The sequence below is a fragment of the Sphingomonas sp. PP-F2F-A104-K0414 genome (assembly GCF_004340945.1).
In the GTDB taxonomy this organism is placed as follows: domain Bacteria; phylum Pseudomonadota; class Alphaproteobacteria; order Sphingomonadales; family Sphingomonadaceae; genus Sphingomonas.
In genome coordinates this window covers 1-13,438 of record NZ_SLYD01000006.1, presented here as the reverse complement: position 1 = coordinate 13,438, position 13,438 = coordinate 1, and the positions used below count along the sequence as shown (strand labels likewise).

Annotated in this window: 10 protein-coding genes; 4 read left to right on the top strand and 6 right to left on the bottom strand. The window is 61.3% G+C overall.

The genetic code is table 11. The features are described from left to right. Positions 1-197 precede the first annotated feature (197 nt). The gene (locus C8J46_RS15085; RefSeq protein WP_132740962.1) at positions 198-1,385 is read left to right on the top strand and encodes a reverse transcriptase family protein; all 1,188 of its coding nucleotides are present in this window, start codon (positions 198-200) and stop codon (positions 1,383-1,385) included. A gap of 294 nt (positions 1,386-1,679) precedes the next feature. Continuing rightward, positions 1,680-2,306, top strand: a complete 627-nt coding sequence (locus C8J46_RS15080; RefSeq protein WP_132740959.1) for a hypothetical protein — start codon at positions 1,680-1,682, stop codon at positions 2,304-2,306. Positions 2,307-2,338: 32 nt separating this feature from the next. Here the strand turns inward: C8J46_RS15080 and C8J46_RS15075 are convergent, their stop codons facing one another. The 3 genes from C8J46_RS15075 to C8J46_RS15065 form a co-directional block, all read right to left on the bottom strand. Then, positions 2,339-4,342: a UvrD-helicase domain-containing protein gene (locus C8J46_RS15075; RefSeq protein ID WP_132740957.1), complete on the bottom strand. Its 2,004-nt coding sequence runs from the start codon at positions 4,340-4,342 to the stop codon at positions 2,339-2,341. Then, positions 4,339-6,312 (bottom strand): AAA family ATPase, encoded by a 1,974-nt coding sequence (locus C8J46_RS15070; protein ID WP_132740954.1) that lies wholly within the window; start codon positions 6,310-6,312, stop codon positions 4,339-4,341. Before C8J46_RS15070 ends, C8J46_RS15075 begins: the two co-directional genes overlap by 4 nt. Before the next feature lie 462 nt (positions 6,313-6,774). Then, positions 6,775-8,232, bottom strand: a complete 1,458-nt coding sequence (locus C8J46_RS15065) for a caspase family protein (RefSeq protein ID WP_132740951.1) — start codon at positions 8,230-8,232, stop codon at positions 6,775-6,777. A 100-nt stretch (positions 8,233-8,332) separates the two neighbouring features. Between C8J46_RS15065 and C8J46_RS15060 the strand changes: the two genes are divergently transcribed. Beyond that, positions 8,333-9,691, top strand: a complete 1,359-nt coding sequence (locus C8J46_RS15060; RefSeq protein WP_132740948.1) for a hypothetical protein — start codon at positions 8,333-8,335, stop codon at positions 9,689-9,691. A gap of 39 nt (positions 9,692-9,730) precedes the next feature. On the opposite strand, the gene C8J46_RS15055 is transcribed toward C8J46_RS15060, so the two are convergent. The 3 genes from C8J46_RS15055 to C8J46_RS15045 form a co-directional block, all read right to left on the bottom strand. After that, entirely contained in the window at positions 9,731-10,747 is a 1,017-nt protein-coding gene (locus C8J46_RS15055; RefSeq protein ID WP_165886573.1) for a hypothetical protein, read from the bottom strand. Positions 10,748-11,018: 271 nt separating this feature from the next. Further along, positions 11,019-11,540, bottom strand: coding sequence for a hypothetical protein (locus C8J46_RS15050; protein WP_132740942.1), 522 nt, complete (start codon positions 11,538-11,540; stop codon positions 11,019-11,021). Between the two features lie 215 nt (positions 11,541-11,755). After that, a complete protein-coding gene (locus C8J46_RS15045; protein WP_132740939.1) occupies positions 11,756-12,853 on the bottom strand; it encodes an alpha/beta fold hydrolase in 1,098 nt (365 codons plus the stop codon). A 397-nt stretch (positions 12,854-13,250) separates the two neighbouring features. Here C8J46_RS15045 and C8J46_RS15040 point away from each other — a divergent pair. Then, positions 13,251-13,438: DnaJ domain-containing protein (locus tag C8J46_RS15040; RefSeq protein WP_207894196.1), on the top strand; the 188-nt coding region annotated here is incomplete at its 3' end.

The following is a 13,438-nucleotide window of genomic DNA, read 5'->3' as shown; positions in this document are numbered from 1 at the left end:
GCTATTGTCATCCGAAAGGGTGACCGTGATGGTGGATACGAATCCATTGTCGTGGGGAATGGAGTTTTCCATTGCCGTTGAAAGAGCACGTGAATGCAGGTCCACGCCGGATCATCCATCATTGCCCTTCGGGCAACCTCCTCGGAACGGCTCGGTTTGATGGACGATCCGGCGCCGCCAGGGCCGCGCTAAAGTAGATGGCTCATCCGTGGGATCCTCAGACGTTCATTGCCGGAGCTAGGCTGGCCGGTCGCAGTGAAGTCACCATTCAGGCGGGTCAGGCGGCAGCGATCGCGATCAAGCGAACCCATCCCGACTTGCCGGTCATCTTGACGCTCAACCACCTTGCCCATCTCGCTGACGTTAATGCCGACTTCCTTCAGGAAGTCGCGCACCGCAAAATAGACCCTTATCGCGTTTTTCGGGTCAAGAAGCGCGGCGTTGCCAATTTAGTGCCGGCGCAGCCACGGCGCTACCGCACGATCTGCGTTCCCGAACCGAGGCTGATGCGCGTACAGCGCTGGATTGCGCAGAATATTCTCCAGGTTACGCCGTCGCACATGGCAAGCTTCGCCTTCACCAAGAACCGCGATCTCAAGGGGGCGGCAGAAATGCACGTCAACGCCAAATGGGTCGTGAAGATGGATGTTCGGCAGTTCTTCGAGTCGATCTCGGAAGCGGCAGTCTATCGCGTCTTCCGCACCTTTGGATATGGCGCCCTCCTTTCTTTCCAAATGGCGAGGGTCTGTACCCGGCGCCCGGATCATCACCGACGTGACGCGCGGGCGTTGCTCGGTCGAGGTGGTCAACGTCCCTACCGCTCGCATCCAATGGGGCATTTGCCGCAAGGCGCGCCATCAAGCCCAATGCTCGCAAATCGCGCCGTCGAAGCACTTGATTGCAGGCTTGAAAGGCTGGCTATCAGAGCTGGCTGGACCTACACTCGCTATGCGGACGATCTTGCTTTCTCACGTACAACCGATGCAACCCGGGGCGACGCGATGAAGCTAGTGAAGTTAGCCGAACTGTCGCTCCAAATGCATGGCCTCGTGGTTCATCGCCAGAAGACCAGCATCCTTTCTCCGGGCAGCAGGAAGATCCTACTCGGCATGCTCGTCGACACAGGCAAGCCCAAGCTCACCAAGGCTTTCCGTAACAACATCGAGACTCATCTCTACGCGCTCACTCACAAAAAGATCGGTGCAGAGAAGCATCGTACCAAGCGCGGCTTCTCATCGGTGATCGGAATGCGTCGGCACATTTTGGGGCTGATCGCATACGCTCACCAGGTCGACGAAGACTATGCCGCTACGCTTTACGCAAAGGCGAATTCCGTCGACTGGACCGGTGATCGAGCCTCGGCTGATGCGCTGGGACGCGCGTGACCGAGCGAGTTGATTCCGTTATGGAAGCACATAGGCGCCGAGGGCGGGGTCCGGTTAGCTGACCCCGAGACATGGATGATGGACGCCCGATCAGCCGGTCAACGACTCATCGGCTTACACTGTGGACGTTGGCCTCCATGGACCTCAGAAATCTTGCCGTGCTGACAATTAAATTGGTGGCCCCAACCTCCGGAGGATTGGGCGGTTGCCCAAGCAGGGAAGCCGATATGAACTGCGCTTTCCATCCGTCGATTTGCAGCTATCTTCCCACACAGGCTGGAGATGATGCCAAGCATGGATATTTTCCCAAGACGCGTAGCCGAAAATATCCTGCCGTTGTCGATCGCAGGGGCTTTGCCTGCTGCCTTCCGGGAATGGCACTTCACCGGCCAAACAGTTGATCACGAGATACCGGAGGAGACCTGCCGCCTTTGCGACAAGGAGGGTCTTCGATACCATTTCGAGATCCGGAACGACCAAACGGGTCATCGCCTCGACGTCGGTTCCGAGTGCATCCTCAAATTCCAGGTCGCTGTCTTCGACGAGGGGCGCGAGCTCGGACCGGACGAGGCGCGTAAAACCCTTGCCGAACGGATGCGACAGATGCGGCTCGAAAGCTGCCTGCGCGCGCTGGAACGGCTTGCAGGAGCCGAAGCGAATGATATTCTTTCGAATGCGCTCGCTTACTACCGGCTCCACAAATCGCTGACGCCAAAATTCGCTAATGTCGTGTTCTGGCGATTGCAGGCCAACGCGATCGATCACGACCCCACGTTCTTCAAGGTACGGCTCGATAAGGCGAGCTATGTCACCGATCTTGGGGCAATGCCCCAGCGCAACGTCCATCGTATCTGGAAAGCGCTGACCTCAGCCCAGCGCAAAAAGGCGATCGCGCTCGGTCATTCCGCACCGCCGGAGTGAGGGGCGGATAGGCAACGGTCCGCGAGTCAATCTCAGGGCCGCCAAACGATCTGTTGGTCAGCGATGTCGCCGATGTTCCAGTTGCGCGAGCGCAGCAGCACGAGTTCGGCGTCTGTGAAGGCATCGCTCCGCATAGCCAGACAAAGCAAATGGGAAGGACGAGTCACCGCAACATAATGCTGCTTCAGGCTCTTGCGCAGCTCGAGCTTGTTGGCGGTCAATCCGGATCTCGCGCCCGTAAGCCAGTCCTTGATCCGAGTGAGGTGCGACCCCTTGTAGTGAGTGTCGAAGACTAGCGTTGCGAGATGAGTCTCACCTTTGACGGAATGGATCGAGCCGACCTTGATCCGAACCGCAGGCTCCATGCTCGGGTAAGAGAAGATGTTGCCCGGCGTTGCCAGAGCACCGACCGCTCCACGCTCGTCTTCCCACGCCATAAAATCATCCGCGCTTTCCGCTACGGCGCCCGCCAGCAAAGCGGTGGCAATATCCGTGATCGGCTTCTTCCAAGTCTGCCACACCCCAGCGTTTGTAGGCAGTTCGCCGGTCGCAACCTTCCAGCACAAAAGATGAAACCGTCGGAGTGTCGCTGTATCGTGCTCGAGAAGCCGGCCTAGCTGGCGGAAGCGGTTGGCCAGATTCGGATGTCGAACGGACGGGTTGAGCATTGTCGCCAGCCGCAGCACAGCATCGGCGGCCTTTTCGGTTATGGGACGAACATCCCCCGTTCCGGCCGCGTCCCGGACACCGCGCCTGAGATAGCCGATCAGGGTGGCGGGCCGCCCTTCGATGCGGGCCAACTCATGATCGTAACCATCCCAATAGTGGGCCACGCAATTTGGCGTATCCGGTCGATGGGTGTCGCGATGGATCGCTCCGACCGCAGCGAAAACGCCGGCCGCACGCTCTGCGGGACTGAACCGCGTAGTCAAGAGATGCGCGAACGCCGGCAGCACAGCCGTGGCCTGCTGGGTGCCGAAGAGCAGGATCGCAGCCTGTGTGCCCTGTTCGGCTTCAGGATGCTCACGCAGACCGATGAGGCCTGGAGGGGACGGGGCGAGCCCATCGGCCAGCGTTGCGATCTGGGGACCGAAGCGATGGCTGTTAGCCACTGGGATAGAAATTGCCGCGTTGGGAAAGACATCGCCGTTCGTGCCATTCACATCGGTTGCGGACGCGCTCCCATAAATCGCTTGGTTCATGTCGCCGAAGCGCTGACGCATGACCGGCCGATCATCCTCCATAAAAAGACGATGAAGGATCGCGGACTGGACGTCATCATTGTCCTGAACCTCGTCCAGAAACAGCGCCGGGAAGCGCTGACGGACTGCGTTCCGTAGATCAGGATTGCGATCGAGGGCCTGCGCCGCCCAGATCATCATGTCATCGTGGCAGAAATATCCCTCCGCTGTCGTGGCCTGACAAGCAGCAACGAACGCCTGATAGGTCGCGGTGTGCTTCCCAAGCGGCCCACCGCCCCAAGCGACGTCGCCAATATCGTGGTTGGCGTCGATGATCCGAAGGAGATCCTCCCGGCGTTTGGTTTGCAAAACCCGAGAACGTTGGGGCGGGGTCAGTTTGTGCAGCCGCCTTCGGAGGCAGATGTCGTCGTCGATCGCGACCACGTCGATCGCCTGCGATCTAAGCCAGGGAAGCGCGATAAACTGATTCACGAACCCGTGGATCGTGCCGATAAAGTGTGGATAGGAAAGGATCGCCCGGCCGGCTGGGTCAGCACCAAGTCTTTTCTCGATCTCCAGCCGTGCCACATTGGTGTGAGAGAGCACACAGACGCCTGCGGCGGGCGAGGTCCAGCGCTTCGCCAATATCGCGAGTTTCGCGACGAGCAGCGTCGTCTTTCCACTGCCGGGGCAAGCTGCGACGTCGATCGATCCGTTCGAGCGCAAAACGGCAAGGCGCGCATCCTCACCGTCGGCTCCGTGAAACGCCAAGGCTGGCAGACCCAGACTGGCACAGGCAGCGGCGATGTCCTCGTCGCTGACGGCCCGTGCCAGAAGCTCCGCTACACCGATCACACCGGCGCCTCGCCGGCATTTCCCGTGGCATAGTCGATCGTCGCACGAACATAGGGTGGTAGGAGCTCGCGAAGTGTGGCCGGAGGCAGACGGCCCCGGTCCGCTGCGCGATCGAGCAACGCCGCCAGATATTGGGCCGCAATCGCCTTTGAGGCACCGCCTCGATACTTCGCATATACCGAGGTACTGAGGCTTTCAGGGGCCAGGTGAGACAGCTCGCGGAAGTTGCGGATCGAGGTTCGCAGGACGTCGGCTACCGTCACTCGGCCCGCATGGATGCGTTCGTCGGCGATCGCGAGATCCGCAGCAATCCACACCTCCCTCGCGAGGCCGAAATGTGCAAGATCATATTCGAAGGTCCATTCGTCGGCGACAAAGGTGCGGACCGATTGGCCGTTGGCGCGGGCAGCAATTAAAGCGCGTTGGCTCTCAAGGCCATCGTCCTCGAAGTCGCCCTTCTTGCGCCACCGCCTGCTGCCCTTCGTGGGCACCGAACCATCTGGAGCGGTAAGACCGAGTATGGCCGGCGCACAATCGGGCATCACATCCATGTCGGTCATGCAGGCCACCGGGACGTTGAGTAGCCCCTGCTCGTCCGCCGCGCGGCGCTGGAAAATCCGCCCATATCGGCCAAGGCCCGTACCTCCAACATTGACAACTGACACACCATGGCGTGCCAAATCCCTTCCGATCAGCCTGGCGAGCGTGGGCAGGAGGATATTCTCGGCATCGCCTTCCACGATCATGACGCCGCGAGCAAAGAAGAGGTTTGCTTTCGTGGCGTCCAAAAATCGCTCGAGAAACGCATAGTCGTCCGGCGCGAGCAAGGTATGTTCGCGGCCCATCGGGAACGCTCGCCCATTGCGAACCAGCACAAGATTTTCGAGTTTGAGCGACGAGGCAAGCGATGGGCTGTGGGTCGTCATCAAGACCTGAAGCCCATGCTCGGCACCCCGATCCACAATCGCCTTCTGCTTCAGAAAGTTGATCAGGAGATGTTGGCGCTGGGGATGGAGATGCGCCTCGGGCTCTTCGATTAGCAGCGCAGGATAACCCTCATTTTCTTGGCTGAGGAGAAGCAGCTCGGATGCCATGAACAATAGATTGTTGGAACCAAGGCCGCGCCCTGGGGGTGGGTCCGCGACGCCGTCGTCGCGCAAATCGAGTTCAAGCTTCTCCAAAAGTTGTCGTAGCCGTGCGGATTTGTCGCCGCGAGCGCCACTAACGGAGATCGCACCTTTTAGCGTATCGCCTTCGAACGAGAGCTTGGCGAGATAGTCGTCGTTTAGGCGTGCGCGTGCGTTACCTATCCCGGCCTGACGCTCCAACAATTCGTTGGCGAAGTCGCCTATGCCGAGGACGCTCAGTGTCGTCGGATCTTCCGGGAAAGCCGCAGGATCAAAGTCCTCGCCAACGCTCTCGATCTCTTCAGTCTGCTGGAGGATCTGGGCGAGCCGAGAGCCGCGGCCGGCCGAAAGAGCCTGATCGGCATCGCGGAGTGGCCGCAGATAAGTCGCGCAGAGTAGAGCCCGTGCCGAGGCCTCCAGAGCCGGACCACCGCCCGTGGCACCCGAACGGCACTCTACGGTTGTGAAACGTCTGGACGGACCGCGGGAGCCCGCCACCGCCTGCCAATGCAAGAACAGATGGGCCTTGCCATCGAGATAAGTGAGATGCTCGAGGAAAGCCCCACGATCGCCAGCGCTGAGCGCATCGAACCTCAAGACAATTCGGATGTCGTTTCTGGCTACACCACCGTCCGGTGGCTGATGGAAATCTGCCTCACCCACCCTGAAGTAATCCTGGCCCCGCGTACCCAAAACGAGTCGGATGGCGTCAACGATAGCGGTTTTGCCGGAATCATTCTCTCCCACCAATGCCGCGATGCCGGCCGGCAAAGTCAGCCGAAACGCGGCATCCCCTTCGCCGAAAGTCCTGAAGTTCTCGATCTGTATTTCAGCCAGTCGCACATGCCCTCCCCGGAGAGTTCGCTAAAACACATTCCCCCCGCTAAGACATAGCGGTCTCGCGACTGCAATCCACCGATAGTCTTGGGCATCCGAGATAGAAAAAGCGGACTGGCGCAGCTAGGGATGAAAGATTGGTGGCTGAGTGACCGAGAATGGGTCGGAAACGGCCACGGACATTGCCACAGTCGAATGGCGGCTTCGCTGGATCAAGCGACCAAGACCGGACAGTCCCAGACCGGCCCAGTTTCAGTCGTAACGCCACGCCGCACGAACAGGCGCTGGACGTCGGCTTCCGACAAGAGCTACTGCTCAACCTGCGGCATCGGAACGACGGGTTTGTCTCACTTTTTGCCATTCCGCGATCGCTCTTCGAGACGTAGAGTGGACATGAACGGATGTCCAAAGTCGGTGAGCGCGCAAACTTGGCTGAATGTCGTCTTGTGGGTCGCCTCTGCGGCGACCTCAGCCCGACCAAGCCAACGAATAGCCCGCCGGGTAGCGCAGCTCCTCTGGCGGCTTGGAAAGGTCGGGAAAATTGAGCACCTGTCGCGACGTCGGCAACGCCGCATCCGCCGCAAGCCGCCTCTTCAGTTCGCCTAGCGAAATAATGAAGTATAGCGGGACACCCTTGTCATCCAGCCGGTCGGGGCTGTCAAGCTTCAGAATGTCGCGGCCACCGACCATGATGCCGGTGACCGCGGGATTTGGCTTGCCCGGCATGATTGACGTCGTGACATCGATGGAGACGTCGTCGTCAAGGTTCGGGAATGCCAGGAACATTCGGCCGGTACTTACGAGCACCTCCGCGATAAACTCTAGGCTGGGGCGAAGCGCCGGCACGTCCACCATCGCGTACAGGGAGTCGAAGTGCTTACCTTTCGGCTTGGCGCGAAGCGTTCCCTGACTATCAAAGAATACCTCGAATAGCATTCCGTCGAGAAGCGCCTTCCGCTTACCCGGGTTCACCTTCGCCGCGTTGCCGACAAAGCTCGCGATCCACCCCTTAGCGGCGTGGGCGTCGCCGTCGGCGGCTGCGTACAGCGCGCGGCCGATCATAAAGCAAGAGCTGTCGGAAAACTTGTTGAGCGCCGACACCGACAGGCCCCGCGCAGCCGTGTTCTGTCGGTCGTAATGGCGGTATTTGAGTTCCGCGATTACCAAATGCGATGGCTTTTTGGGGTCGGCGATGAAGCCGCCGTCTTTGACCGCTTGGTCGCTGTACTGGGTGATCGGCACGTGGCGGCTGCGGTTTAAGAAAAACTCGGCGATGAGCGACGTATGCTCCCACGGGGTTTGCTTCTTGCCGGTGGTGGTGGCCATCGTCGCGCGCACGCGCTTAAACATCGTCTCAACCGGGCAGACTGCGTCGATGTGCTGGAGCAGCGCTTCCGTGTACCGACCGTGCGAACCCTCGCCGTCCATTGCCTTCTCGCCGGGCGACGTTGAGAAGGCAATAAGCGTCCCGCGCGGCGCGGTGACGGGCGCGAGGCCGCCGGCGCCGAACGAGCGTGCCCATTTCTTGCCGAACGGGTTCTCTCTGCAGGCGTCGAGGATGACAATGTTAGTCTCGGACCCGGCACGATCCATGGCGTCGACGATAAAATCAAGCCTGAGCGAATTGTATTTCGTCGAGGTCTCGTTGGTCGGATCCGCGTCGATGCCCACCAAGTGGTTGACGCCATCTATCTCTACGCCGTGACCGGCGAAGTAGAAGGCGGCCGCGCCGTCGCGCTCGAGGGACTTGCCGAACGCGACCGTCGCGATCTCCATCTCGTTGTGGTCGACGTCGGTTAGCTCGGTCACCTCGAAGCCGTTGCGGCGGAGCGCCTCTGCGATAGCGACTGCGTCATTAACGGGATTCAAGAGATCGTAGCCGATCGGATATTTGCCGTTGCCAATGACTAGCGCCTTACGTGTCATACCGCTGCCTTATCTTACTCTGGTTGCGCATGTAGCGCGCAGTTTGCGCCGCGCCCAGGTGCTTGCGATGCGCAGAACATGCTGATTAAGGAGATGTTTGATGGCTAGGAAGCCGAAGCACAACACGCTCTGGCTCGCGCAGCGCCATGGCCAGGACTGGCGCGACGACGATGTGCTGACCGCCGTCGCCTGGCTGCAGTCGCTCGTGCCGTCGGCCGAATGGGCGCCTCGCCTGGCTGCCGTTGAGGAGCGGTTCCAGGCGGCCAAGCTAGAATGGGCCGAAGGCCGGCGGGCCGCGCTGTTCGATCCCGCCGACGCGATCGCGTGGTATGTGTATCAGGCGACCCGCTACGCGGACCCGGCGCTGAGACCTGACTTCTTCCTGCCCGCAGGCTACCGGATCGCGCCGCTCTTCCAGCGCATCGGGCAGTTGCGCGACACCCTCGTTGGCGTCGATGGCGGTGAGGCCCGCGCCGCCAGAGTGATGACGGAGAACACGGCGCAGCCGGACGACGGCATCTACGAGCTTCTGGTCGCCGGCGCCTATGCCAGACGGGGGTGGGACGACGTGCGGTTCGTGCCCGAAGCGCCGGGAGTCGCCAAGCGCAACGACTTGATGGTGGAGCGCCCCGGCAACAGCTGGGCAGTCGAGATCAAGCGTGCCGGTCGGTCCGGCTACGCTCGCGACGAGCGGCTCGCCGGTGAACGCATGGCGGATGGCGTGCACGCGCTCTCACGCGACGCTGGTCGATCGCTCCTCCTCCTGACCAGGTTCCGTGGGGAGCTGCACACTCTGGGTGACGACTATCTATCCGCCAAGGTCGAGCGCTTCCTGGGGTCGGACGGCATCTACGAGTGGGACGACGAGGGTGGCGAAGGTATGGTGGCCGACGTCGGCTGGGCCCGTCTACACGCAGTCATGGTCGAGGATGACATCTACTTCGGCTCCAGCCGAATGGTCGAACTGCTGCTAGGCAGCTACGAGCCGGCGGTCGATTTCACGATGGCCGGCGACTGGACGCCCGCGGAGGGGCGCCCGCTTCATGCCGCTTGGGTCGACCACCTGAGCCTGGTCGGCTGGCGGAGTGGCTCGGACGAGGCCGCGCGGCGAAAGTCGACGCACTTTCGCGGCCTGATCGGCCAGGCGTCCCTGCAGCTTCCTGGCGACCGGCCTGGCGCTATCCACGTCGGCTACGAGGGCGCCGGCGGAAACAACGAGGATGGCCGCCGGCATGCGCTCAACCGACGCGAGATGGCGACATTCGAGCCCGGTATGACTGGCTTGCGCATGGTGTACGGTAACTACTTCATGCCCGAGTTGGTGACCGCCCGCAACGAGAGCGCCGCCGTCACGGAGACGCTGGCGTGGCATCCGGTTGGGCGAAAACCGATGAGGGAGCCTCTTCCCGGCCATCTGCTCTTCATGGACCAGGATGGCCAGCCGGGGTCTCACCTCTGAACGGCAGCGGGCAACGTCTCGACGTCGAACAAGATTAAGTCACCCGTTGCCTGCCGCGCTGCGCGTGATCGTCGACAGAAACAGAAAAAGTCCCACCAGTCCCTGCCGAGCTTCGGCCTGGGTCACCTCAGCGTGCACGCCCTTCGACGCGAGGTCGTTTAACCGGCGCATGAAGGTGTCGAGTAGGGTAAGTTCTGCTGCGGCGAGGTCTCGCTGCGCTTTGCTGCGCAGGCTCATGGCGAGGTGTTCGTTGAGGCGGTTCAAGTATCTGTCCGCACCCAGCACGCGCTCCTTGCCGTCCGAGCACATGACGGGCTCCGTGCTGGGCGGATAGAAGTGGTCGGCGGCCGACTGCAGCGCCCGCCGGACCTCGGTGAGCGTCAGGGCGGCGTCCTCCGCGTCAGGCGACGCCGCGAGCACGGACGCCTTCTGCATCTTCGCGTAGACGTCGGGCGCGTGCTCCTTGAAATGGTTGTTGACGTCGTTTTGCACTGACCAAAGCAGTTGCTGGTTGCGGTCCTGCGACGCGAGCTGCCGCTCCATGCGCACCGCGTAGTTGAGGCAGCGCGTCTTCAGTCGGGCCTTGATCGTGTTGAGCGCGGTGATGCGCAGCCTGATGCCCGCGCGTTCCGAGGTCGCTGAATCGTGGAACGCCGCAGCGTCGAACGCCGCCAGCCCCGGAGGTGGCTGCAGGTCGACCAACGTCGCCTTCCACTGCTCCAACTCCGGCTCGATCTCGCCCGCGGCGACGCGCAGGACCGTCATGTCCTCGCCTGCGGAGGACGATAGCGGATAGTCGAGCGTGTGGATCTCAATCCAGCGCTTGAAGGAGGTCTCGAAGACGAACTTTCCGGCCTCGGCACCAAGATGGCAGGTGTCGTCGTAGAGCGTGCGGGCGACCTCCTCTTTCTTGGGATAGAGCTCGCGCAAGAAGATCGCGGCGTTCAGGTGGTCCTGCGCGAGCCTTGCGAGGCGCATGCAGGCCATGGTCGCGCCCTCGACGCTGTCGTTCTCGAGATGCTCGAGGATGCGGCTGACGCCCTGCATTAGGTCCATGCCGGGACGGTAGCGGCGGCGGCTGTGCTCGCCTAGCGCTTAGGCGGCCGCGTCGCCTCGCGAGCGGCGTTCCCGCCTGCGTCCGAGCGGCCGGTCGGACTAGCGCGGGTCGACGCCACGTCTACTCGATTGCGATGATTGGCGAGAGCACCCTGTTTGTAACAGGCTAGTCATCAGCGTGAATGAGCGTCCGGAGTTGAGCGCCGCGCGCAAGGCTCTGGATGACCGAGATTGGGTCTTTAACCTGCGTTCGTCTAGGCGGGTATTTGCCTTAGTAACCCACCTCCAGCGTTACGACCGTAAGGCGGCCGTCAACCCTACCGACCAAAGTAACATTCCCGCCCGGATAGTCCGGTCCGTTCATCGCCATGATTGCGATAGTTGCCATCTTCGCGGTGAATAGAGGTTTGAAGGAGTCCGTGTACGGAGCCGTGACAATCGTCGTCCCTGCTTGCTTGTCCGACCATGCCGCATAGCTCCAAGCGCTGTTAATGAATGCTAGGCCGCTACCACCCGTAGGCGAAGGAGGAATTGCCTCACTTGCTACCTGCTGCTCGTTGCAGTCGATCGGGGACATACGGCCGTTCGAAAGTGTGCCCCCGAAATAGTCCGCCTGTAGAGAATAGCACTCGCCATCATCGAACGAGAGTGTGATTGGGAGAAAGCCAGTAGACCATGCCGCGATAAGATGTCGCTTATCCGTCTCCTTGATCTCAAAGGCTCCTACGACCTCGACGTGTCCCGTGCTTGCTCCGCGCTTGTAACCTGGCACGATGGCGAAGCGATCAGCCAAGCCATTGTTCGGAAGGCGCGTCAGCGCTGGCGCCGTAGGGTCGGTCGGAGCGGCAACTCCAGGCCTGTCACCTTGCCCGCTAAAGCCCGACGGGGGTACGAACTGTGCATGCCCTCCATTCGCTGCCAGCAGCATAGTCGATGCTATGACGATCCGTGCTTTGACTGAACCATTGAGCCTCATATGATCTCTCCCACCAGTAGGCGGATTGAAGTCTATTCTGTGCGACGGAGCAGGTCGACCAAGTCCCGCTTCCAAAACCGGGCAGAGGTGTGCGTCCCGTGACCGCGAGTGTCAGTCGTCTCGGGGACAAGGCGAAATCTGGCATCTCTCATGCGCGCCACCGCACGCTGAGGGTAGTCGAGGTTGCGCGGGTTGATGAAGTCGTCGGCCGAGTTCACCCAAGTCGTGGGCGCCGTGATCGCCTCTAGCTCCGACCAGGGGTTGTAGGTGCGCGATGCGTCCACTTGGTAGATCAGGTCGTTCGCGTCCGTGCCCTTGATAGACGCTGCAACCCGCTCCCGGGCAAACGCCTCAGCCGCTTCGCGCCCGGGGTATTGCGCTTGGAAGTAAAGGGGTGCGGCACCGGCCACGAAGAGAAGGCTGGCGGCGGTGCGCAGTCCTTGCGTGGGTGGCGTGCGGTACTCTCCACCCGCCCATGCCGGGTCCGCTTCGATCCCATCAATCGCAAGCTTGCGCCACATCCGGTTGAGGCCGGCAATCTCGACCGGCTCGCAGGCGAGAGGCATCAGCGCACGGGAGAAGTTGGGGTGCGTCTCGCCCCAGATAAGGCTGTGCATGCAGCCCATCGAGGTTCCCATAATAAGGCGCATGCGCCTGATGCCAAGCCCATCGTGCAGCAGGCGGTATTGCGCCTCGACCATGTCATCGTAGTCATAGTGCGGAAAGCGCATGTGCAGGCCGTCGGAAGGTTTGGAAGACTTGCCGTGGCCGATCCCGTCGGGGAGAATGATCCAGTAGCGCTTGATGTCAAGAGGCTGGCCAGGGCCGTAGAGCTCGTCGGCGAACTGTGGGGCGAGGAACTGGCGGCCGGTGCCGCCGGTGCCGTGTAGGACCATCACAGCGTTATCAATCTCACCCTTGGCGTTCCGGTGAGGCGATCCGAGCGTCGTGTAATTGATGCGCAACTCGGGCATAGTTTCACCGGAACGAAGGCGGAAAGCACGGACCGTGAACTGCGCGTCGCGCGCCGGCCACTTGGAGACCGATGGCGCAGACTTGCTCGCCGGAGTGAGCGGCGGGGTCTGGGTGGTCGCGGCTTGGAGGAGCAGAAGTGGCAGGAGATACAGCATGGCGCATCGTCGCGCCTGATTGCCTACGGTGCAAGCGGGCATTCCGAACCGCCATACGCGTGCCTTTCATGCGTTCGAGCTGGATGGCTTCGTGATCGGGCACTCGACTTTCGGGCATCTGACTTCGGGCATGAACGAAAGGCCAATTTCGGGAAGCGCCTTTTCGAGCTTCAACGACTGCTTCCGGGTCTGCGCCGGGGGGCGGCGTGGTGCCGTCAAAACCACGAAGTTGCGGGTGGGAACGGTAGCTATCTGACTGTTGGCGCCTAAAGCCAATCTTTGGATTACCAGGAAGGCCAGGTTAAGATCACGCGCCGTGTGGACTTTCCTTTGGCGCGATTTAGCCGCAAGTTACGGCTAGATGGCTCTCTCACCGGACTATTATTCTGTTCTAGGGGTGTCCTCGACGGCAAGTCGCGACACTATCCACGCCGCATGGAAAGCGCTGCTCCGTCAATATCACCCCGATACCAATCATGGTGTGGATGTTTCTGCTCGTGCGAAAGAGATCAACGAGGCGTATTCCGTTTTGGGGAAGAAGGAAGCACGCGCCGCCTATGATCGGTCGCAGATCAGGCCGTCTGC

Bases quoted from the DNA above. Each gene is read 5' to 3' on its own strand.
- C8J46_RS15065 (WP_132740951.1), bottom strand. From the start codon at position 8,232: ATGACACGTAAGGCGCTAGTCATTGGCAACGGCAAATATCCGATCGGC.
- C8J46_RS15080 (WP_132740959.1), top strand. From the start codon at position 1,680: ATGGATATTTTCCCAAGACGCGTAGCCGAAAATATCCTGCCGTTGTCG.
- C8J46_RS15085 (WP_132740962.1), top strand. From the start codon at position 198: ATGGCTCATCCGTGGGATCCTCAGACGTTCATTGCCGGAGCTAGGCTG.
- C8J46_RS15045 (WP_132740939.1), bottom strand. From the start codon at position 12,853: ATGCTGTATCTCCTGCCACTTCTGCTCCTCCAAGCCGCGACCACCCAG.
- C8J46_RS15060 (WP_132740948.1), top strand. From the start codon at position 8,333: ATGGCTAGGAAGCCGAAGCACAACACGCTCTGGCTCGCGCAGCGCCAT.
- C8J46_RS15055 (WP_165886573.1), bottom strand. From the start codon at position 10,747: ATGGACCTAATGCAGGGCGTCAGCCGCATCCTCGAGCATCTCGAGAAC.